Origin of the sequence: Mycobacterium colombiense (genome assembly GCF_001665835.1) — a bacterium.
Lineage (GTDB): Bacteria > Actinomycetota > Actinomycetes > Mycobacteriales > Mycobacteriaceae > Mycobacterium > Mycobacterium colombiense_A.
Map to the genome: position 1 here is coordinate 184,942 of NZ_LZSX01000025.1, position 21,268 is coordinate 206,209.

18 protein-coding genes are annotated in these 21,268 nt (G+C 66.5%); 7 read left to right on the plus strand and 11 right to left on the minus strand.

Features of this window, described 5'->3' with window-relative positions; all coding sequences use genetic code 11:
* The first annotated feature begins 6 nt into the window (after nt 1-6).
* The 5 genes from A5760_RS05220 (at nt 7) to A5760_RS05240 (ending at nt 7,059) form a co-directional block, all read left to right on the plus strand.
* Nucleotides 7-1,743: an AMP-binding protein gene (locus A5760_RS05220; RefSeq protein WP_082279344.1), complete on the plus strand. Its 1,737-nt coding sequence runs from the start codon at nt 7-9 to the stop codon at nt 1,741-1,743.
* Nucleotides 1,744-1,776: 33 nt separating this feature from the next.
* The gene (locus A5760_RS05225; RefSeq protein ID WP_064878332.1) at nt 1,777-2,427 is read left to right on the plus strand and encodes a GAP family protein; all 651 of its coding nucleotides are present in this window, start codon (nt 1,777-1,779) and stop codon (nt 2,425-2,427) included.
* A 69-nt stretch (nt 2,428-2,496) separates the two neighbouring features.
* On the plus strand, nt 2,497-3,555 hold the full coding sequence (locus A5760_RS05230) for a hypothetical protein (protein ID WP_064878334.1): 1,059 nt from the start codon (nt 2,497-2,499) through the stop codon (nt 3,553-3,555).
* Nucleotides 3,556-3,694: 139 nt separating this feature from the next.
* Nucleotides 3,695-4,162 carry an MmpS family transport accessory protein gene (locus A5760_RS05235; protein ID WP_196771996.1) on the plus strand — a complete coding sequence of 156 codons (468 nt, stop codon included), beginning with the start codon at nt 3,695-3,697 and terminating at the stop codon, nt 4,160-4,162.
* Entirely contained in the window at nt 4,159-7,059 is a 2,901-nt protein-coding gene (locus A5760_RS05240; protein WP_064878336.1) for an RND family transporter, read from the plus strand. Before A5760_RS05235 ends, A5760_RS05240 begins: the two co-directional genes overlap by 4 nt.
* Here the strand turns inward: A5760_RS05240 and A5760_RS05245 are convergent.
* From A5760_RS05245 to A5760_RS05290, 10 genes are all read right to left on the minus strand, one after another.
* The gene (locus A5760_RS05245; protein WP_064878337.1) at nt 7,056-7,889 is read right to left on the minus strand and encodes a DegV family protein; all 834 of its coding nucleotides are present in this window, start codon (nt 7,887-7,889) and stop codon (nt 7,056-7,058) included. The genes A5760_RS05240 and A5760_RS05245 overlap by 4 nt on opposite strands.
* Before the next feature lie 2 nt (nt 7,890-7,891).
* Entirely contained in the window at nt 7,892-8,635 is a 744-nt protein-coding gene (octT, locus tag A5760_RS05250; RefSeq protein ID WP_064878339.1) for a diglucosylglycerate octanoyltransferase, read from the minus strand.
* The gene (gpgP, locus tag A5760_RS05255) at nt 8,625-9,299 is read right to left on the minus strand and encodes a glucosyl-3-phosphoglycerate phosphatase (protein WP_064878341.1); all 675 of its coding nucleotides are present in this window, start codon (nt 9,297-9,299) and stop codon (nt 8,625-8,627) included. Before gpgP ends, octT begins: the two co-directional genes overlap by 11 nt.
* Nucleotides 9,296-9,691 carry a ribosome silencing factor gene (rsfS, locus tag A5760_RS05260; protein WP_064878343.1) on the minus strand — a complete coding sequence of 132 codons (396 nt, stop codon included), beginning with the start codon at nt 9,689-9,691 and terminating at the stop codon, nt 9,296-9,298. Before rsfS ends, gpgP begins: the two co-directional genes overlap by 4 nt.
* Entirely contained in the window at nt 9,688-10,353 is a 666-nt protein-coding gene (gene nadD / locus A5760_RS05265; protein ID WP_082279346.1) for a nicotinate-nucleotide adenylyltransferase, read from the minus strand. Before nadD ends, rsfS begins: the two co-directional genes overlap by 4 nt.
* Nucleotides 10,354-10,517: 164 nt before the next feature.
* Nucleotides 10,518-11,963, minus strand: coding sequence for a vWA domain-containing protein (locus A5760_RS05270; RefSeq protein WP_064878347.1), 1,446 nt, complete (start codon nt 11,961-11,963; stop codon nt 10,518-10,520).
* Between the two features lie 10 nt (nt 11,964-11,973).
* A complete protein-coding gene (locus tag A5760_RS05275) occupies nt 11,974-12,849 on the minus strand; it encodes an AAA family ATPase (protein WP_007769847.1) in 876 nt (291 codons plus the stop codon).
* Between the two features lie 37 nt (nt 12,850-12,886).
* Nucleotides 12,887-14,146, minus strand: coding sequence for a glutamate-5-semialdehyde dehydrogenase (locus tag A5760_RS05280; protein ID WP_064878349.1), 1,260 nt, complete (start codon nt 14,144-14,146; stop codon nt 12,887-12,889).
* Nucleotides 14,147-14,305: 159 nt separating this feature from the next.
* On the minus strand, nt 14,306-15,709 hold the full coding sequence (locus A5760_RS05285) for a mechanosensitive ion channel domain-containing protein (protein ID WP_064878351.1): 1,404 nt from the start codon (nt 15,707-15,709) through the stop codon (nt 14,306-14,308).
* Nucleotides 15,709-17,901 (minus strand): adenylate/guanylate cyclase domain-containing protein, encoded by a 2,193-nt coding sequence (locus tag A5760_RS05290; RefSeq protein WP_064878448.1) that lies wholly within the window; start codon nt 17,899-17,901, stop codon nt 15,709-15,711. The genes A5760_RS05285 and A5760_RS05290 overlap by 1 nt, the downstream gene beginning before the upstream one ends.
* Before the next feature lie 155 nt (nt 17,902-18,056).
* Between A5760_RS05290 and A5760_RS05295 the strand changes: the two genes are divergently transcribed.
* Nucleotides 18,057-18,935: a ribokinase gene (locus A5760_RS05295; protein ID WP_082279348.1), complete on the plus strand. Its 879-nt coding sequence runs from the start codon at nt 18,057-18,059 to the stop codon at nt 18,933-18,935.
* Here the strand turns inward: A5760_RS05295 and A5760_RS05300 are convergent.
* A complete protein-coding gene (locus A5760_RS05300; RefSeq protein ID WP_155764213.1) occupies nt 18,932-19,744 on the minus strand; it encodes a GntR family transcriptional regulator in 813 nt (270 codons plus the stop codon). The genes A5760_RS05295 and A5760_RS05300 overlap by 4 nt on opposite strands.
* Nucleotides 19,745-19,827: 83 nt before the next feature.
* Between A5760_RS05300 and A5760_RS05305 the strand changes: the two genes are divergently transcribed.
* Nucleotides 19,828-21,258, plus strand: a complete 1,431-nt coding sequence (locus A5760_RS05305) for an MmgE/PrpD family protein (RefSeq protein WP_064878357.1) — start codon at nt 19,828-19,830, stop codon at nt 21,256-21,258.
* Nucleotides 21,259-21,268 lie beyond the last annotated feature (10 nt).

Sequence of the window (21,268 nt, forward strand, 5' to 3'; positions counted from 1 at the left end):
GCGCCTATGTCTGGACCATCGATTCTCTCCATGCTGCACGGACGTGCCAGCCTGCGGCCCGACGATGTGGCGTACAGGTTTACCGATTACCAGGACGACGCCGACGGTGTTCCCGAGAGCCTCACGTGGTCGCAAGTGTCCCGCCGGACATTCAATGTGGCGCGCGACCTCGGCGAGCATGGGTCGGTCGGCGACAGGGCGGTAATTCTGGCGCCGCAGGGTCTTGATTACATTGCGGCGTTCCTGGGATCCATGCAGGCCGGGCTCATCGCAGTTCCGCTCCCGCTGCCGCATCGCGGATCGAGCGACGAGCGGGTCAGCGCGGTGCTCGCCGATACGTCGCCTTCGGTCGTTCTCACGACGTCCGCGGTCGCCGAAGATGTCGCTGAATACGTCGATCGGGCACGCATGGACGATGTTCCAAAGATCGTCGAAATCGATTCGATGAATCTGGACGCCGATGGCGGAACCAGCGTTCTGGCGGCCGATTTGCCTGACATCGCGTATCTGCAATACAGCTCAGGTTCGACCCGAACGCCGACCGGCGTGAAGATTTCGCACCGCAATCTCCAAGTGAATTTCGAGCAGCTGATGCGCAGCTTCTTCACCGAGTCCCACATGCAAGCCCCGTCGGACACCACGATGGTGTCGTGGCTGCCCTTCTACCATGACATGGGTTTGGTGCTGGGAGTCTGCGCGCCAATCCTGGGCGGCTGGCGCGGCGAGCTGATGAGTCCGGTTGCGTTCTTGGAACGGCCGGCCAGATGGGTGCAATCTCTGGCCGCGAATACTTCTTCGTGGTCGGCGGCGCCCAACTTCGCCTTCGACTTGGCGGCCCGCAAAACACGTGACCGTGACCTGGCCGGGCTCGACCTCGGCGGGGTGCTGGGCATCATCAGTGGTGCCGAACGCGTCGAGCCGGCCACCTTGAACCGCTTCGTTGATCGGTTTGCCCACTTCAACTTTCGGGACAACATGATGCGTCCGTCCTACGGCTTGGCGGAGGCGGTCGTCTTCGTGGCGAGTGGCACCTGGAGTGACTCGTCAACGGTTCACTTCGATATCGACGAGCTGTCCGCAGGTCGCGCTCGGCCCGGCGCGGCCGGGACTGGCTCATCGCTGGTGAAGTACGAGGTACCGCAATCACCGACACTGCGAATCGTCGACGGCGACACCAACCGCGAGTGCCCGCAGGGCGTGGTGGGCGAGATCTGGGTACACGGCGCCAATGTGGCCGAGGGCTACTGGCGCAAGCCGCCGGAGGAACAGCGCTGCTTCGGAGCGATGCTCGTCGAGCCGTCGCCAGGTACGCCTGACGGCCCCTGGCTGAAGACCGGCGACCTGGGTTTCGTCTACCAGGGCGGGCTGTTCATCGTCGGGCGTATCAAGGATCTGCTGATAATCCGTGGACGGAATCACCATCCCGAGGACATCGAGGCGACGGTCCAAGAGATCACAGGTGGCCGGGTCGCGGCGATATCGGTTCCGGTGAACAGTACCGAGAAGCTCGTCACCGTCGTCGAGTTCAAAAAGCGAGGCGAGTCCAACGAGGAGGCCATGCACTCGCTGACCTGCGTCAAACGGGACGTCACCTCGGCGATTTCCAATGCGCACGGCGTGAATGTAGGGGACCTCGTCCTGGTACCGCCCGGCTCGATCCCCACCACGACGAGTGGCAAGATCCGGCGCGCCGCCTGTGTCGAGCAGTACCACCGGCACCAATTCGCCCGGTTGGACGCCTGAGCCGGGGGCGGCGGGCGCGCCTCCACAATGCCAATGTTGGTCACTGTCCTGGTGATGGCCGTTGCAGTCAGCGTCGAACCGTTCCGAATCGGCATGACCGTGCTGATGCTGAACAGACCACGCCCGGCGCTGCAACTGCTCGCGTTTCTGTCCGGCGGTTTCACAATGGGAACGGCGGTGGGTCTGGTCGTGTTGTTCGCCTTTCGGCGCAGGATGCTGGGCTCGAGCTACTTCGCGTTGCCCAAGGTGCAGATTCTGGTTGGTCTGCTGGCACTGACAGTCGCGGCAGTCGTGGCCGCGAATCTCCCTGCGCGGCTGGGCTCGCGGCCGACAAGATTGGCGACGCCGTTCCAGCGATTGCTGAGCCGGCATTCGCTGACGGTTGCCGGCATCGCCGGCCTCGGCATCGCATTGCCGTCGGTGGACTACCTTGCCGCGCTAGCCGTCATTCTCGCCTCCGGCGCGACAGCCCTGGCGCAAGTCACAGTGGTGTTGATGTTCAACGCCGTGGCCTTCGCCCTCATAGAAATTCCGCTGCTGGCCCATCTGCTGGCACCTGAGGCAACCGCCAGGTGGGTGGCGGCGCTGCACGGCTGGATTCGATCGCGTCGACGCGCCGACGTTGCACTCGTGCTGGCCGCGGCCGGCTGCGCTTTCGTGGCGGTCGGCACGGCCGGGCTTTGACCTTATCTGGAAACGCCGCGTTAGCCGCTGACTGATAATGAGTCCAACCGCACTGGCAAAGGAGCCGCGATGAGCAAGGCAAGCACAGACCGTCCGCTGCGGGTGATCCAGTGGACGACCGGCAACATCGGTCGTCGTTCGCTGCACGCCATCATCGGACGGCCCGACCTCGAACTGGCCGGGGTGTATGCGCACGGCGCGGACAAGGTGGGCGTCGACGCCGCCGACCTGGCGGGCTGGCCCGAGCCGACCGGGGTGCACGCGACGAACGACATCGACGCGCTGCTGGCCCTGGACGCCGACGTGTGTTGCTATAACCCGTTGTGGCCCAACGTCGATGAGCTGGTGCGGCTGCTGGAATCGGGAGTCAACGTGTGCACCAGCGCGGCGTGGATCACCGGCGGCAAGCAGACACCGCAGGACCGCAAGCGCATCGAGGACGCCTGCCAGAACGGCAATTCGACGATCTTCGGCAGCGGTGCCCACCCGGGCATGACGAACATGGTGGGCATGGTGCTGTCTGCCTCGTGCGAGCGCGTCGACGAGATCCGGATCACCGAGTCCGTCGACTGCTCGACCTACGAGTCGGCGGAAACCCAGACGGCCATGGGGTTTTCGCAAGATCCCGATACCCCGGGGCTGGCCGAAAACGTCCGGCGGGAAAGCGAGGTCTTCGCCGAATCGGCCGCGATGATGGCCGACGCGATCGGGGCGAAGCTGGACAAGATGACCTTCGACGTCACGTTCACCGCGGCCACCGGCGACTCCGATCTGGGCTTCATGAAGATTCCCGCCGGAACGGTCGGCAGCGTCTACGGCTACCACCGCGGCTGGGTCGGCGATCGCAACGTCGTCAGCGTCGGGTTCAACTGGACCATGGGCAGTCACGTCGTCCCACCCAAACCACTCGAGCACGGCCACGTCATCCAGGTGTTCGGGCTGCCCAACATGCGCACCGTGTTGCACTGCCTGCCGCCCAAGGATTGGACAGAGCCCGGGTTCATGGGATTGGGAATGATTTACACCGCGATGCCGGTTACCAATGCCGTCCCGGCGGTGGTGGCCGCCGAGCCCGGGATCGTGACGCTCGCGGATTTGCCGCCCGTCACCGGTCGGGTCGCCTACTAGCGGATATGCGGTTCGCCACAACCGGCGGCCCCAGGAGGAACGCTTGCGTGCACTAAGGTTAGGATCCCTAGCTGAGCAAATGTTCCGTTGACAGTGGTGTCGTCGGCGACGGTTGGTGAGCTTTGCGGAAGGCGGTCAGGTGGTGGCTAGTCCGGACTCAGGTGCCCGCCCCGGCATTGTGACCCGCGTGCTGAAACAAGGGTGGATCCCGCTGCTGCTGGTGGTCGTTCTGGCGATCTCGGCGCTGATCGTGTCGCGGCTGCACAAGATCTTCGGCTCGGAAGATCTCAACGCAAACGCCGGCAAGGGGATCGAAATCGTGCAGTTCAACCCGAAGGTCGTCGTCTACGAAATCTCCGGCAACCCGGGTACGACCGCGAACATCAACTACTGGGACGAAAACGCCAACACGCATCAGGTCAACAACGCCCCACTGCCCTGGACGACCACGATCTCGACCACGCTGCCCTCGGTCAGCGCCAACATCATGGCGCAGGGCGACGGCAGCGCGATCAGCTGCAAGATCACCGTGGACGGCATCGTCCGCGACAACCAGAACTCCAACGGCCATAACGCCCAGACCTTCTGCCTGGTGAAGTCCGCATGAGCGACACGAGCAACAAGACCGAGCGCGACCTGAGCGCCGCCGACACCGGCCCGATCAAAACGGGGGGCCTGTCCAAGGCCGAGCGGGGCCACCGGCCCTACCTTCCCCATGCGATCCGCATCTTCGCGATACCGATCATCTTGGGCTGGGTGGCCATCACCGTGTTGGTCAACGTCGTCGTCCCCACGCTGGAAAAAGTCGGCGAGGCGCACTCGGCGCCGATGACACCGCTGGACGCGCCGTCGATGAAGGCGATGATGCGCCTAGGCCACAACTTCCACGAGTTCGACTCCAACAGCACCGTCATGATCGTGCTCGAGGGCCAGCACCCCCTCGGCCCGGACGCGCACCAGTACTACGACAAGCTGATTCGCCAACTCCGCCAGGACCCCAAGCACATTCAGCACATCCAGGACTTCTGGGGCGACCGGCTGACCGCCGCGGGCGCCCAGAGCGCCGACGCCAAGGCCGCCTATGTGCAGGTGAACCTCGCCGGTAACCAGGGCACGACGCTGGCCAACGAATCCGTCGACGCCGTACGCAAGGTCATCGACGAGAACAGGGCGCCACCCGGTGTGAAGGCCTACGTCACCGGTCCCGCAGCGCTGTCCGACGACATGCACATCATAGGTAACGCGAGCCTGGCCAAGATCACGCTGTTCACCCTGGGCGCGATCGCGATCATGTTGCTGCTGGTCTACCGGTCCATCGTCACCACGCTGATCCAGCTGTTCATGACCTTTGTCGCGCTGGCCTGTTCGCGCGGCGTCGTCGCGGTTCTCGCGTACCACAACGCATTCGGGCTCACCACCTTCGCCGCCAACATCCTCACCATGCTGGCGATCGCCGCGGGAACGGACTACGGCATCTTCCTGCTCGGCCGCTATCAGGAGGCGTTGGCCGAGGGCGAGGATCGAGAAACCGCGTACTACACCACATTCAAGGGTGTCGCCCCGGTCGTCTTGGGGTCGGGCCTGACGATTGCGGGCGCGACCTATTGCCTGAGTTTTTCGCGGCTACCGTGGTTCAACACCATGGGCGCGCCCGTGGCGATCGGCATGCTGGTCGTGGTGCTGGCCGGCCTCACGCTGGGCCCCGCGGTGGTCTTCATCGGCAGTCGCTTCCACCTCTTCGAAAAGCAGGCCAAACGTGGTCGGCTGTGGCGACGGGTCGGCACCGCCGTAGTGCGTTGGCCCGCACCGGTTTTGGCCGTCAGCGCCGCGGTCGTGCTGGTCGGCATGATCGCCCTGCCGAGCTTCCACACGAGCTACAACGACCGCCATTACCTGCCGTTGTCCGCCCCGTCCAATCAAGGGCAAGAGGCCGCGAATCGGCATTTCTCCGAAGCACGGATGAATCCCGACCTGCTGATGGTCGAGTCCGACCACGACATGCGCAACCCGGCCGACATGCTGGTGCTGGACCGGGTGGCCAAGAACGAGATGCGCACGCTCGGCATCGCCATGGTCCAGGACATCACGCGGCCACTGGGCATCCCGATTCAGCACAGCTCGATTCCGTTCCAGAACAGCGTCCAAAGCCAAACCACGATGCAGAACATGAGCTTCCTCAAGGAGCGCATGAACGACATCCTGAAGATGGCCGACGACCTGCAGACCCAGATCGACACCACGCAGCGCCAATACGAGGTGTCGCTGGACCTGGCCAACGCCGCCGACGACAGCGCAAAGACCACGGCGGTGACGTCGCAGATCACTGATACCCTGCGCGACCACATCGCGGATTTCGACGACACCTTCCGGCCGGTCCGCACCTACTTCTACTGGGAAAAGCACTGCTACGACATTCCCGTGTGCATCGGGCTGCGGTCCCTTTTCGACACGTTCGACGGGTTCGACCAACTAGCCGAGCAGTTCCACTATTTGACGACAGACATCGCGCACACCGCCAAAGCCTCACGCGACCTGACTGCGCTGTTTCCCACGCTGATCACCACGCTGAAGACCACCAGGGGCATCACGCTGACGCTGTACCAGACGTTCAAGGCGATGATCGACCAGATGGAGGCGATGAGCAACACCGCCATCGTGATGGGACAAAGCTTCGACGCGTCGAAGAACGACGACTTCTTCTATCTCCCGCCGGAAGCCTTTGACAACCCCGACTTCCAGACGGGTCTTCGGATGTTCCTGTCGCCCGACGGTAAGTCGGCGCGGTTCTTCATCACACATCAGGGCGATCCGATGTCGCCAGATGGCATTGCAAGGGTCGACGCCGAGCGCACTGCCGCGCAAGAGGCGTTGAAGCAGTCCTCGCTGTCGGATGCCAGGGTGTATCTCGGCGGAACCGCCGCGACCTTCAAGGACATGGCCGACGGCGAGAAATACGACCTGATGATCGCGGTGGTGTCGGCCCTGACGCTGATCTTCATGATCATGCTGCTGCTGACCCGAAGTGTGGTGGCCGCGCTGGTGATCGTCGGCACCGCGGCCAGTTCGATCGCGGCGTCTTTCGGTCTGTCCGTGCTGATTTGGCAGGACCTGTTCGGCATCAGGATCCACTGGATCGTGATGGCGCTGTCGGTCATCATCCTGCTGGCCGTCGGATCCGACTACAACCTGCTACTGGTCTCCCGGTTCCGCGAAGAGATCCATCGCGGGCTCAAGACAGGAATCATCCGGTCGATGGCCGGCACCGGTGGTGTGGTGACGGCCGCGGGTCTGGTGTTCGCGTTCACCATGGCATCCATGCTGGGTAGCGATCTTCGCGTGTTGGGTCAGTTCGGCTCGACCGTCTGCATCGGTCTGCTGCTCGACACGCTGGTCGTGCGAACGCTACTGATGCCCTCGATCGCCACGCTGCTCGGGCGGTGGTTCTGGTGGCCACAGGTGGTGCACCCGCGCGGTGACAACGCGCGACGGCCGGTGACCGCCTAATCCGCTGGGAGCGCCACGCTCACCGCGACCGCGCCCGCACCGACATGCAGCGCCAGTACCGGCCCCAGCTCGGTGATGATCGCCGGCTCGCACGCCGGCAGCCGCTCGCCCAAGGCCGTCGCCACCTCACGGGCGCCGTCCGCGTTGTTGACGTGGTGCACCGCCAGGGCGGCGGTGTCGTTGCCGACGACCTGACAGACCCGATCGATCATCGCCTCCGTCGCATGGCTGACGGTGCGCACCCGTTGGGCCAGAACGAGTTTGCCGTCATCGATGCGCAACAGCGGCTTGAGGGCCAGCGCGGTGCCCAGCCACGCCTTCGCCCCGCCGATGCGTCCGCTGCGGCGCAGGTTGTCCAGCCGGTGCACCACGATGAAGGCATGTCCGCGGTCCACGGCCGCGCGCGCGGCGGCGGCGACGGCGTCGACGTCTTTACCGTCGGCCGCGGCCCGCGCGGCGGCCAACGCGACGAAGCCGGTGCCCATCGCGGCCGACTTGGAATCGACGACGCGCACGTTCGGATCGAGATCGGCGGCGGTGCGTTCGGCGGCCCGGCAGGTGCCCGACAGCGCCGACGAAAGATGCACGGCCACAACCCCGTCGGCCCCGCTGTCGGTCAGCGCCTGCTGATAGACGTCGGCCAGTTCGGCCGGAGTGGCCGCCGCAGTGGTGGCCGCGAGTTTGTAGATGTCGCCGGGGACGTCGTCGACACCGTCGCGCAGATCGTTGCCGTCGAGCAGGATGTGCAGCGGAACGACGCGGATCCCCCACTTTTCGAGCAGGTCGGCCGGCAGACGCGCCGACGAATCGGTCACCACCACGACGGACATGGCTATCCGCGGTGCTTCTCGTTGGGCACGCCGGCCTCGGCGAGCGCCTTGAGCATCAACTCCGCGACCGCCTGGTGAGCCTCGAAATTCCAGTGAATGCCGTCGGGGTTTCCGCGGCCACTCATAACCTGCTCGGCAACAGCGGCTTTGAGGTCGACCAGGGGTACCTGGTGGTTTTGCGCCCACTCGGTGATCGCGGCCACCGTCCCCGCGCGCCCGTGGTGAGCCCGACCGTAGGTGTCGGCGATGTGCACCGACGGCAGCGAGGCCACGATCGGGATGCCGGGGCGGTTGAAATCGATTGCGCCACGGGTCTGTTCGAGGTAGTCCGCACTCAGGTGCGGAGGCAGGGCCGATCGGGCCACCGGCGAGAGCCTGGGCTGCAGCCAGCCATACCCGTCGCGGGCCCAGCGCCGCAGCCAGGGCGGCCGCACGTAGCGGATCAGCTCGCGCAGCGCGGTCGGCAGCACCGACGGCAGTGAATCCATGCCGCCGGTGGCGAAGATGACCGCGCCGGCCCTGGGCAGCGCCGCCCACGCCCGCGGGTCCTGGGTCGCCGCCCACCAGATGTCGCGGCACGTCCAACCGATGCGGCCGATCAGCTCGACATCCCAACCCAATTGCGCCGCAACGATGTTCGGCCAGATACGGGGATCGTCGGCGGGCAGCCCCCCGGTCGGCCCATAGTAGGCCAACGAGTCGGCGAAAATCAGCAGTGTGGGCTTCGGCGGCCGTTCAGAGGACATCGTTGGACACCTGCGCCGAAGCGTTCCACACATCCAGACGCCAACGGATGCTGTCGAATTCGTCGGCGGGATCGTCGTTGTGTCCGGACAGTTGCACCCAGCTGGCATTGCCCATGCCACCCAGAATCGGCCAGTTGGCGACCGGAAGCTTCAGCAGCGCGGCCGACAGCGCGGCGATCAGGCCCCCGTGGGCCACCAGCACGACCGGGCGATCCGGCCCGTCGGGATCGCCCCATTCCGGCTCGCCGGACACCAGTTCGGCGACCAACGGCACGCTGCGGGCCGCGACGTCGACCCTGCTCTCGCCCCCGTGCGGTGCCCAGGTGGCGTCCTCGCGCCAGGCCAGCCGTGCACCCGGGGCCTGCGTGTCGACCTCGGTGTGGGTCAGGCCCTGCCAGTCGCCCAGATGGGTTTCCCGCAATCGCTGGTCCACCCGGATCGGCACACCGGTCACCTCCCCCAGCCTGACCGCCGTGTCGTAGGCACGATGCAGATCCGACGACACGATCAGCAGCGGCTGCAGCTTGCCCAGCACCTCGGCGGCGGCGACCGCCTGCGCCCGCCCGAGTTCGCTCAGTTCGGAATCCAGCTGGCCCTGCATCCGGCTACCGGCATTGAACTCGGTTTGCCCGTGCCGCAACATGATCAGACGACGAATTCTCATTGCGCGCCCGAGTCTTCAGAGTTCTCGGGACTCTCGTCCAGCTCTACTGGCACCGTCGGGCAGTCGCTCCACAGCCGGTCCAGGGCATAGAAGTCGCGGTCTTCCTGGTGCTGAATGTGCACGACGATGTCGCGATAGTCCAGCAGCGTCCAGCGGCCTTCCCGTGTGCCCTCGCGACGCGCCGGCTTGTAGCCGGCCTTGCGCATCTTCTCCTCGACCTCGTCGACGATGGCGTTGACCTGTCGCTCGTTGGACGCCGAGGCGATCACGAAGCAGTCCGTGATGGCGAGCTGGGCCGACACGTCGATGACGACGACGTCGTCGGCCAGCTTCGCGGCGGCGGCGCCGGCGGCCACCGTTGCCATGTCGATGGCCTCCTGGGTGGCGCTCACGGGTGTTCCCCTGTGCTCAGGCGTGTTTCGTTGACGATCACTGGCGGCCCCTCATCGCGGTAGAGCCGGCGCTTGGAGACGTACTGCACGACGCCGTCGGGCATCAGGTACCACAGCGGCCGGCGCTGCGCCGCGCGTTGACGGCAGTCGGTCGAGGAGATGGCCAACGCCGGGATCTCGACCAGCGTCAGGGCGTCCTCGGGCAGCTCACCGAGGACGCCGGTGATGTGTTCGCGGCGCAGCTCGTAACCGGGCCGGCTGACGCCGATGAACCGCGCCAGGTCGAACACCGTCTCCCAGCCCTGCCACGACAGAATGGAGGCCAGTGCGTCGGCCCCGGTGATGAAGTACAACTCGGAGTCCGGGTTGAGGGCGTGCAGGTCGCGCAGTGTGTCCTTGGTGTAGGTGGGGCCGCCACGGTCGATGTCGACCCGGCTGACCGAGAAGCGCGGATTGGACGCCGTGGCGATCACCGTCATCAGATATCGGTCCTCGGCGGCGGAAACGTGCCGCTCCTTCTGCCAGGGCTGCCCGCTGGGCACGAACACCACCTGGTCGAGGTCGAACAGGTCGGCGACCTCACTGGCGGCAACCAGGTGGCCGTAATGGATGGGGTCGAACGTCCCACCCATCACTCCTAACCTGCGAAGCTGCTTTTGCACGATTTGCCAGCTTACTTGAGCCGGTGTTACGACCCGATTTCCCAGGCGCCGGTCACACCTGTCACACCAGCCTCTGCGCGGGGCGGACCCGCGGTTGTCGCTGTGAGGCGGGCACAAACAACACCCCCGCCGACGGCCGGTGTGAAACGACGCGGCGCCCGCCCCTACACCGGCAGCAGCTGGTCGATCACCGCGGCCAGCTGCTTGGCGGACCGGCACTCATGCATCGGGATGACCTCTTGATAGCGCGGCACCGCCGAGTCGCCGCTACCCCACAAGTGCTTGGGTTCGGGATTCAGCCAGTGCGCGTGCCGGCTGGCGGTCACCATGTGGGTGAGCAGCTCGATCTCCGGGTTGCGGTAATTGGTGCGGCCATCCCCGAGGACCAGCAGCGACGTTCGCGGTGACAGCACATTGGGGAACGCCTGCACGAACGACGCGAACGCGTTGCCGTAATCCGAATGCCCGTCACGGCTGTACACGCCCGACTCCCGGGTGATCCGCTGGATGGCCACGGCCAGGTCGGCCTCCGGGCCGAACATGTGGGTCACCTCGTCGGTGGTGTCGATGAAGGCGAACACGCGCACCCGCGAGAACTGTTGGCGCAGAGCGTGTACCAGCAGCAGGGTGAAATGACTGAACCCGGCCACCGAGCCGGATACGTCGCACAGCACCACCAGCTCCGGCCGTGCCGGGCGCGGCTTGGCCAGCACCACGTCGATCGGCACGCCGCCGGTGGACATCGACTTGCGCAACGTCTTGCGCAGATCGATCGACCCCGCACGTGCGCGTCGCCGCCGCGCCGCCAGACGGGTCGCCAGCGTGCGGGCCAGCGGGGCCACCACCCGGCGCATCTGGCGCAGCTGCTCACCGGAGGCGCGCAGGAATTCGACGTTCTCGGAAAGCTGTGGAATGCCGTACATCTGGACGTGATCGCGGCCCAGCTGCTCCGCGGTGCGCCGTTTGGTCTCCGAGTCGACCAGCTTGCGCAGCTGGGATATCCGCTGCGCGGCAAGCGCTTTGGCGATCTCCTCCTGGCTGGGAGTGGGTTCCTCGCCGTACGAGGCGAGCAGCCCGGCCAGCAGCTTGCCCTCGAGCTCGTCCAGCGCCATCGCCTTGAGCGCCTGGTACGACGAGAACGACGGACCGCGACTGGAGCTGTATTTGCCGTAGGCCTCGACGATTTGGGCAATCATTGCCACCAGGCGCTCGTCCATGTCGGCGAGGTCGGGGTTCTCGGTCAGCAGGTCCGCCAGCATCTGGCGCATAGCCTCGATGTCGTCGGCCGGCAACGCGTCGTCGGCCGGCGCGTCGTCGGCCTCGTCGGTGACCACCGCGCGGGCGCCCAGCGCCGCGGGGAACCACAGGTCGAACATCGCGTCGTAGGTCTCGCGGTGATCCGAGCGGCGCAGCACGGCGCACGCGAGGCCCTCGCGCAGCACCTTCCGGTCACCCAGGCCGAGCGTCGCCATCACCCGCCCGGCGTCCACCGTCTCCGACGGACCGACCGAAATCCCCGCCCCGCGAAGCGCTTCCACAAATCCCACCAGGTGGCCCGGCAGCCCGTGCGGGGCGAGCGGCCGGGAGGGTCGGATACGGCGGGTGGCCATCGCAGTCGTCCTAGTTCAGCCGAAGCTCGCCGGTTGCGCGCTGCTGGTCGGACTGGTGTTTGAGCACCACGCCGAGCGTGGCGGCGACGACCGCGTCGTCGATGGTGTCCAGGCCCAGCGCGAGCAGCGTGCGGCCCCAGTCGATGGTCTCGGCGATGGACGGCACCTTCTTGAGCTGCATGCCGCGCAGCACGCCGATGATGCGAACGAGCTCCTCGGCCAGGTGCGCGGGCAGCTCGGGGACCCGGGACAACAGGATGCGGCGTTCCAGGTCGGGGCTGGGAAAGTCGATGTGCAGGAACAGGCACCGACGCTTGAGCGCCTCGGACAGTTCGCGGGTGGCGTTGGAGGTCAGCACCACTAGCGGCGTGCGCTCGGCGGTGATCGTGCCCAGCTCGGGAACGGTCACGGCGAAGTCCGACAGCACCTCCAGCAGCAGGCCCTCGATCTCGATGTCGGCCTTGTCGGTCTCGTCAATGAGCAGCACCGTGGGCTCGGTGCGGCGGATGGCGGTCAGCAACGGACGCTGCAGCAGGAACTCCTCGCTGAACACGTCGTCCTTGGTCTGGTCCCAGTCCCCGGAACCGGCCTGGATGCGCAGGATCTGCTTGGCGTGGTTCCACTCGTAGAGCGCGCGCGCCTCGTCGACGCCCTCGTAGCACTGCAGGCGCACCAGGCCCGAGCCGGTGGCCTGGGCGATGGCGCGGGCCAGCTCGGTCTTGCCCACGCCGGCCGGGCCTTCCACCAACAACGGCTTGCCGAGCCGGTCGGCCAGGAACACGGCCGTCGCGGTGGCGGTGTCGGGCAGGTAGCCGGTCTCGGCCAACCGCCGCGAGACGTCGTCGATGTCATCGAACAACGGCTTGGACCGGGCGGGCACACTCACAATCGGTTCTCCTAAAACACTTGCTGCACGCGGGGTATCAGGCCGGACGAGTTTGTCCGTCTCCCCACGCAATCCATTTGGTCGACGTCAATTCGGGCAGCCCCATCGGGCCGCGGGCATGCAGTTTCTGGGTGGAGATGCCGATTTCGGCGCCGAAGCCGAACTGCTCACCGTCGGTGAAGGCCGTGGACGCGTTCACCATCACCGCGGCGGCGTCAACGCCGTCCGTAAACTTCTGCGCCGCAGCCATATTGGTAGTCACGATGGCCTCGGTGTGTCCAGTGCCGTACTCGTTGATGTGAGCGATCGCGGCGTCGATACCGTCGACCACCGCCACCGCGATGTCCATCGACAGGTACTCGCGACGCAGGTCGTCCTCGTGCGCGTCCTTGGAAAATCCACCGTGCACGGTCACGCCGGCGTCTTGCAGGGCGGCCACCAGCCGGGGCAGCGCCTCCTCGGCGATCCCGACGTCGATCAGCAATGTCTCGGCGGCGTTGCACACACTGGGCCGACGGGTCTTGGAATTCAGTAGGATTCGCTCCGCCACATCCAGATCGGCACCCTCGTGCACGTAGACGTGACAGTTGCCGACGCCGGTCTCGATGGTGGGCACCTGCGCGTCGCGGACCACCGCGTCGATCAGGCTCGCCCCGCCGCGCGGAATCACCACGTCGACCAGGCCGCGGGCCTGGATCAGATGCGTCACCGTGGAGCGGTCATCGGCCGAAAGCAGTTGCACCGCATCGGCGGGCAGGTCCTCGCTGACCAGCGACGCCCGCAGCACCTGCACCAGCGCCTGGTTGGACCGCGACGCCGACGAACTTCCGCGCAGCAGCACGGCATTGCCGGACTTCAGCGCCAAACCGAAGGCGTCGACGGTCACGTTGGGCCGGCCCTCGTAGATCATGCCGACGACGCCCAGCGGAACCCGCTGCTGGCGCAGCTGCAGCCCATTGGGCAGCGTGTAACCGCGCAACACCTCCCCGACCGGGTCGGGCAGCCCGGCGACCTGACGCAGGCCGGCGGCGATGCCCTCGACGCGTTTGGAGTCCAGGGCCAACCGGTCGAGCATCGCGGGCGGCGTTCCGGCGGCCAGGGCGGCGTCGAGGTCTTCGGCGTTGGCCGACAGGATCAAATCGCTGTGGGCGGCTACCGCGTCGGCAGCTGAGCGCAGTGCCTGATCCTTGGCAACCGTCGGCAACAACGCCAGAACACGTGACGCAACGCGGGCGCGGCGTGCGGCGTTGTGCACCTCCTGACGCAAGTCAGGAAGCGATGGTGCTTGCAGACTCATTGAACCAGGGTATCCGGCGGCAAAACCCCGGGTGAGGCGACCCGATTCGTGCGACTCGATGGTGGCGACCCGCTTCGCCCGGCACCGCCGCGCTCGCGATCGCCGCTACCCGATGGTGGCGACCCGCTTCGCCCGGCACCGCCGCGCTCGCGATCGCCGCTACCCGACTCGCTCACCGCGCCGCGCATTGCGCACCTTGCTGCGCCGCTCTTCGATGATGTTGCCGAAGTTCTGCAGCAATAGGGGCGCACGTGTCACCAGGTGCTCGATGTGTTCGCGGTCAATCTCCAGCGCGGTGACCTCTTCCAGCGCGTATGCGCTGGCCAGGTTCGGTTGCCGGGTCAGCGCCGTCAGCCCCAGGTACGAGCCCTCGACCAGCGTGCTGATCGGCACCAGCGACCCGTCGTCGGCAGCCGCGGTCAGCTGCACGCGCCCGGAGACCAGGAACGTCATGGCCGCGGGCACCTGGCCGGCGTACTCCACCACCTCATCGGCGCCGTAGCGGACGATCCGCGCCGCCGACCGCAGCGATCGCTGCTCCTCGGCGCCGATCCGCAACGCCGGCGCCACCACCGTGTGCAACGCGTGCTCGACCCGTTCGATGGTGGAGAAGTCGTCGTCGGCGTCATCGAGGTGCAATTCCTCCCGGCGGGCCGCATACCAGGCCCAGCGCAGGAACGTGGCCTTGGCGGCGCCGGCGTCCGCCGGTGAGTTCACCCCGATGGTCGTGCGGTACTCGCCCGCGCCCACCGGGACCGTGCGCGGCACGCTGCCGGCCTTGAGTTGCGGCAATCCCTGGGCGATCCGTGACAGCAGCGCGCACACCCGGTCGGGCGGATCGACGCTGGAGAACGTCGTCGTCACCGCCAGCTTGTGCGGGCCCGGCGGGCGGCTGAGATTCGTGAACGCGGTGCTGGCGAGCATCGAGTTCGGCATCACCCGAATTCCACTGCCGGTATCGATGTGCACGGCGCGCCAGTTCACCTCGACCACGCGTCCGCGCGCGGTGCCGGTGTCCAGCCACTCATCGATGCGGAAGGGCTGCTCGAACAGCATGAACAAACCCGAGACGATCTGGCCGACGGAGTTCTGCAGCATCAGACCGATCACGACCGACGTGACGCCCAGCGCGGTGAAGATGCCGCCGATCCGCACACCCCAGATGTAGGACGACATCACCGCCAGACCGACACCGATCACCGCGAACCGGGCGCAGTCCAGAAAGATGGTGGGTAGCCTTTTGCGCCAACTCTTTTCGGGTGCGCCTTCGAACATCGTCGCGTTGAGTCCGGACAGCACGAGCACCAGCACCAGCAGGCCGAACACCGTGGTGAGGACGCGCACCGGAACGTCGCCGGCCGGAACCTGCGAGGCCTGGACCAACAGCAGCAACAGCGCACCGAGCGGGAGCAGGTAGTTGCGCAACAGGCTCACCTGCCGGGCCAGTGGGCTGTTCCGGCGCAGCAGCGCGTCGTGCAACTCGGTCAGCGCGATCAGCCCGACCGGCAGTCCGACCGCGATGCCGATCGCCCAGTAGAACCACGTCGAGTTGAAGAGGTTCATCAGCGCTCCTGCAACCGGTAGATGGCCTGATCGACGCCGCCGACGGAGATGGTGCCCGCCGGCGTGAACTGCCGTACGTCCCGCATCGCCTCATACACCTGCGAACTGACGTAGATGCCCGGTTGCGGTGCGCCACTGTGCATTTGATAGGCCAGGCTGACGGCGCCGCCCCACATGTCATAAACCAGGCTGGAGCGGCCGACCAGCCCGCTCACCACGTTGCCCGTGTTGACGCCGACTCGTAGGCCCAGCTGGTGCACCGATTGGCCGTTGAATCGATCGATGATGCGACCGATTTCGAGGGCGAAGTCCACGGAGCGGTGAATGCTGTCCAGCCGCGGGGTCACCACCCCGCAGCTGGCGAGATAGCCGTTGTGGAATGTTCGAATCCGTTCGACGCCAAGGGCTTCGGCGGCCGAATCGAATTGCCGGAAGAGATCGTCGACGGTGGCGACCAACTCGTCTTCCGGCACGTCGCTGGAAATCTCGTCCAGGCCGACGATGTCGGCATAGATGATGGCGACGTCCTGATGCTTCTGCGCGATGGTCTCCTCGCCTTCGCGATAGCGGCGCAGCACCGATTCGGGCATCAACGCCAGCAGCAGGCGGTCGTTTTCCCGACGCTGCTCGTTGAGCAGCTCATCCTTGATCGCCAGACTGCGGCTCATCTCGTTGAAAGCCGCCGTGAGATCGCCGATCTCGTCGCGCCGCCGAACCGGAATGTTGATCTCGTAGTCGCCGGAGCTGATCTTCCGGGTGCCTTCTTCGAGGCGCCGGACCGGCCGCACCGCGGCCTGAGCGACGAACATCGAGGCCACACAGATGGCGAAGATCATTGCGGCGACCGCGATCACCAGCGTCTTGCTGAACCTGCCCAGTCGGGCGAACGCGTCGGAGTTGTCGCGCGTCGCGAGGATCGACCAGTGCAGGTCGGAGTTCGGGATGCTCAGTGGGGCATAGGCTTCCAGCTCCCTGTTGCCCAGGTAATCGGTGGCGCTGACCACTCCTGTCTCGCCGCGTTTGGCCGCGCGGAGGCCGACTGTGTCAACCGGCTGCACCAGGGTCGTGGTGCCCAGCCGCAGCGCCCGGTCCACCACGTCGGGCGGTGTGCCGGCATCGATCGCCGCGCGCCGGTATTCCTTCGGGTCCTCGATGAAATCCCGTGAATCGGAACGCATCAGGTCGTCGGGGCCGGCCAGATATGTTTCGGTGGCGGGCCCCATCCCGGCGGCGTCCCAGTGCTTGTCGGCGGTCATGATCTTGTTGATCTTCGCGACCGGCACCGGCAGCGCCATCACGCCTTCGAACTTGCCGTTCATGCCGATCGGTGACACCACCCACGCCGTGGGGGTGTCGAGTGCCGGCTGGTACTGCTGGAAGTCGGTGATCCAGACGAAGTCGAGGTCGTTGGACGCCAAGGCTTTCTGATACGCCTCCCGCAACTTCGACTCGCGATACGGGCCGGTCAGAATGTTGGTCCCGAGATCGGGACCCTTCAGCACGCTGTAGACGACATTGCCCTGCATGTCCAACAGCAGAGCGTCGCGATAGTCGAAACGATTGACGATGCCGCGCATGTAGAAGTCGAAGCGCGCGTTCGCCGCCGACCAGGCACTGCCGTCACCGGCGTCCAGGACGGGCAACGCATCGGGGTTCGACCGGGGCGCGGCGGTGTAATACGCCTGAATATATTTCTGCGCGTTGGAACTTGGCAGGACGGCCCGAATATCGATGGTGTCCCCGGTGATTTGCTTGATCGGTTTGATCATGTCTTTGTCGTAGTAATTGACCAGCGACTGCTGTTGTTCCGGCGTGATGGTCGCGTTGTTCAATTGGGCGAAGTCCGCCGTGAGGGCCGTCGCCGCCTGGTTGATGCCGAACCCGCCGCTCCAGACGATCAGCGAGTTCGACACCTCGCGAAACAACGCCTGCACCGCTCGCTTCTGGGATTCGCGCATCTCGATCAGGCGTTCGGACTCGACCTGCCGCAGCGCGTTGCGCCCGGACGCCGCCCCGATGGCGCCGATCACCGCCACGCCCAGGATGCTCGACAGCAGCATGGTGATCAGAATCTTGGATTGGATACCGAACCGGAATCGGGCCAGGGCACGCTGACGCGGGCGCTTGGTGGCCGGTTGGGCCGGTTCGGAATCTATATGGGGTTCAGCGTCCGTTAGCTCGCTCGTGGTCAACCGCCTGCCCCTTTTCTTGGGATCCAGCACCCCTAACGCAGCAGAATATCGCGCGGCCATCGAGTTATTCAGCGTTTGCCGTGACCCGATTCGGCATCGAAAGTGCTGCTGGCTTTGGTGTGCTTTGCCATCCCGCCGCGACTAACGTCGGCGTCATGGCTGGGGTTTGTGTAGTGGGCAGCGTGAATCTCGATCTGTCGTTGGGTGTCGACGCCCTTCCGCGGCCTGGCGAAACGGTTTTGGCGTCGTCGTTGACTCAGGCTCCCGGCGGAAAGGGCGGCAATCAGGCGGTGGCGGCGGCACGCGCGGGCGCGCAGGTGCAGTTCGTCGGTGCGGTGGGTGATGACGCGGCCGCCGAACAATTGCGCGCGCACCTCGAGGCCAACGGTGTCGGGCTCGACGGAGCCGTCGAGATTCCCGGCCCCAGCGGCACGGCCATCGTGGTGGTCGACGCAAACGCCGAGAACACCATCGTGGTCGCGCCGGGCGCCAACGGTCGTTTCACGCTGACCGACGACCGTGCGCGCGCGGTCGTCGCGCACTGCGATGTGATGTTGACCCAGTTGGAGATTCCGGTGGACACGGCCGTCGCGGCGGCCCAACACGCGCGTTCGGCCGGGGCGATCGTCGTCGTGAATGCCTCGCCGGCCGGCCAGAATCCCCGCTCGTTGGGCGAATTGGCGGCCGCGGCGGACGTCGTGATCACCAACGAAGACGAGGCCGACGAATGGCCTTGGTGTCCAGAGCATTTAGTGATCACGCTGGGCGCGCACGGCGCCCGCTACGTTGGCACGGACGGCGAGTACACCGTGTCGGCTCCGACAGTGGATCCGGTGGACACTACCGGGGCCGGCGACGTGTTCGCCGGGGTGCTGGCCGCGAATTGGCCGTCCAATCCTGGCTCGCCGCATCAACGGCGGCTCGCGTTGCAGCGGGCGTGCGCGGCGGGTGCGCTGGCGACGTTGGTCGCCGGCGCCGGTGATTGCGCACCCGACGTCAGGGCGATCGACAAGGCGCTGCGGGACGCGTCCTAGCCGCCCCGCCCGCCGACGTCGTGCGCGATTCTCAGACCGTCGCCGGTCTCCATCTCGCCCGCCGCCTGGGTGAGCAGCACGCGACTTCGGCTCGGCGATAGTAGGGCCGAGAGATAGTGATGCGGGGCGTCGGCCGCGTAGACGAGGCGGTTGACCCGTAACAGGGCCGCGCCGATCGGCATGCCGAGCAGGCGCGCGTTGCGCGGGCCCGCGATTTCGGCCGTGATCTCGTGCCGCACCCGGTTCATGGTGATGCCGCCGCCGGACAGCAGCTCGTAGAGGGGTGCGCGCCGCAACGCGGCCTCGGTCAGCACCGGGGCCAGTTCCGGGGGCAGCCAGGCGTCGGTCACCAGCAACGGCTCGCCGGTCCTGCGTTGCCGGCGCACGCGGACGATGTGCAGCAACTCGCCGGTGCGCCCGAGGGTTTCGGCGACGACCCGGGTGGGCGACCGCGTGCCCAGCTCGACCACCTCGACCTCGGTCTCGAATTGGGTTTGGCGCAGTTCTTGCAGATATGAGCGGCCCGTTGGCGCCTCGGTTGGATCATGTTGGCGCACAAACGAACCGACGCCATGCCGACGTTCGATGTAGCCCTGTTCGGCGAGGTCGGCCAGCGCGCGCCGCACGGTGATGCGAGAAACCCCGAACTGATCGCACAGGGTCTGCTCGGTGGGCAGCGCCTCGCCGGGAGCTATGACACCGCGGTCGATCTCGTCGTGCAGCACCAAGTACAGCTGCCGGTGCAACGGCACGCCGGCGGTCGCGGACACCGGCCCGGACTTCTCGCTGCGCTGCTGCACGGTACTCAATGCTGTCACACCGCCTCCCTTGCGCGATCCGATCAGTTGTTATAAACATATAACAACTAGTCAACCATCCACAGGGGGTCGCGATGACCGCGGTGCAGCAGCGGGCCGCCACAGATCCGGCCGGGCCCACCGGGCGCCTTGCCACCTGGGTCGCCGATCTCACGCTCGACGACGTTCCCTCCACCGTCGTCGAGCGCGCCAAACACCTGCTGCTCGACGGCATCGGCTGCGCCCTGGTGGGGGCCCAATTGCCGTGGTCACGCGTCGCCACCGGCGCCGTGCTGGGTTTGGAGGGCCCCGGCGACTGCGCCGTCATCGGGACCGGCCAGCGGACCAGCGCGCCCGCGGCCGCGGTGCTCAACGGCACGTTCATCCAGGGCTTTGAACTCGACGACTTCCACCCGCTGGCCCCGCTGCACAGCTGCTCGCTGCTCATCCCGGCGCTGCTGTCGACGGCGTCGACACGTCCTGTTCCGACGGCCGGCGCCGACCTGTTGCTCGCGGCCACCGCCGGGTTCGAGGTCGGACCCCGCGTGGGCTACACCCTGCACGGCACCCAAATGCTCGACCGCGGATGGCATTCGGGCCCGGTCTTCGGCACCCATTCGGCGGCGATGGCGTCCGGCAAGCTGCGCGGACTGCCACCGGCGCAACTGGAAGACGCCCTGGGCCTGGCCGCAACCCAGTCGGCGGGTCTGATGGCCGCGCAGTACGAAGCGATGAGCAAGCGGATGCACCACGGGCTGGCCGCGCGCAACGGCTTCTACGCGGCGGGTCTGGCAGCCGCCGGGTACACCGGGATCAAGCGGGTGTTCGAACGTGAATATGGCGGTTTCCTCAGTGTTTTCGGGGAGGGCCACGAACCGGATGCCGCACTGCTGACCGGTGGTCTCGGCCACCGCTGGGAGACCTCGCTCATCATGGTCAAGTCCTACGCCGCGATGGGTGGGCTGCACGGTGCCATCGACGCCGCCCGGCAGTTGCGGAATTCGGTTGCACCGGAAGATATCTCGTCGGTCGACATCACCGTCGGAGAGACCGTGTACAAGCACGGTTGGTGGCTGCCGGAGCGCCCGCTCACCCCGATCGGGGCACAGATGAACATCGGGTACGCCACCGCGGCGGCGCTGCTCGACGGCAACGTGCTGCCCGAACAGTTCACCCCGGCCCGGCTCGATTCCGACGACATCTGGTCGCTGATCGCGGCCACCACGGTGCATCTCGACGAATCACTGGCCGGCGCCGGCATCGCCGAGAAATTCCGCACCGATGTCGCGGTGACCACCCGGGACGGAACCGTGCACCGCGCGCGAGTGGCCCTGCCGCACGGCGCGCCCAACGATCCGGTCACCAACGAGGAACTGGTGGCCAAGTTCCACGCGCTGGCCGACCGGGTCACCGATCGCGGCCGCGCCGCGGCGATCGAGCGCGCGGTGGTCGGGCTCGACGACCTGACCGACGTCAACCACCTGATCGACCTGCTCGCCGGCCCCGTCGCCGGCGCGCTGGACTGAAAGGACGCAC

What these genes read in the sequence shown, in the direction of transcription:
- A5760_RS05220 (WP_082279344.1), top strand. Translation starts at nt 7, where the DNA reads ATGTCTGGACCATCGATTCTCTCCATGCTGCACGGACGTGCCAGCCTG.
- A5760_RS05225 (WP_064878332.1), top strand. Translation starts at nt 1,777, where the DNA reads ATGTTGGTCACTGTCCTGGTGATGGCCGTTGCAGTCAGCGTCGAACCG.
- A5760_RS05230 (WP_064878334.1), top strand. Translation starts at nt 2,497, where the DNA reads ATGAGCAAGGCAAGCACAGACCGTCCGCTGCGGGTGATCCAGTGGACG.
- A5760_RS05240 (WP_064878336.1), top strand. Translation starts at nt 4,159, where the DNA reads ATGAGCGACACGAGCAACAAGACCGAGCGCGACCTGAGCGCCGCCGAC.
- A5760_RS05245 (WP_064878337.1), bottom strand. Translation starts at nt 7,889, where the DNA reads ATGTCCGTCGTGGTGGTGACCGATTCGTCGGCGCGTCTGCCGGCCGAC.
- octT (WP_064878339.1), bottom strand. Translation starts at nt 8,635, where the DNA reads ATGTCCTCTGAACGGCCGCCGAAGCCCACACTGCTGATTTTCGCCGAC.
- gpgP (WP_064878341.1), bottom strand. Translation starts at nt 9,299, where the DNA reads ATGAGAATTCGTCGTCTGATCATGTTGCGGCACGGGCAAACCGAGTTC.
- A5760_RS05270 (WP_064878347.1), bottom strand. Translation starts at nt 11,963, where the DNA reads ATGGCCACCCGCCGTATCCGACCCTCCCGGCCGCTCGCCCCGCACGGG.
- A5760_RS05280 (WP_064878349.1), bottom strand. Translation starts at nt 14,146, where the DNA reads ATGAGTCTGCAAGCACCATCGCTTCCTGACTTGCGTCAGGAGGTGCAC.
- A5760_RS05285 (WP_064878351.1), bottom strand. Translation starts at nt 15,709, where the DNA reads ATGAACCTCTTCAACTCGACGTGGTTCTACTGGGCGATCGGCATCGCG.
- A5760_RS05295 (WP_082279348.1), top strand. Translation starts at nt 18,057, where the DNA reads ATGGCTGGGGTTTGTGTAGTGGGCAGCGTGAATCTCGATCTGTCGTTG.
- A5760_RS05305 (WP_064878357.1), top strand. Translation starts at nt 19,828, where the DNA reads ATGACCGCGGTGCAGCAGCGGGCCGCCACAGATCCGGCCGGGCCCACC.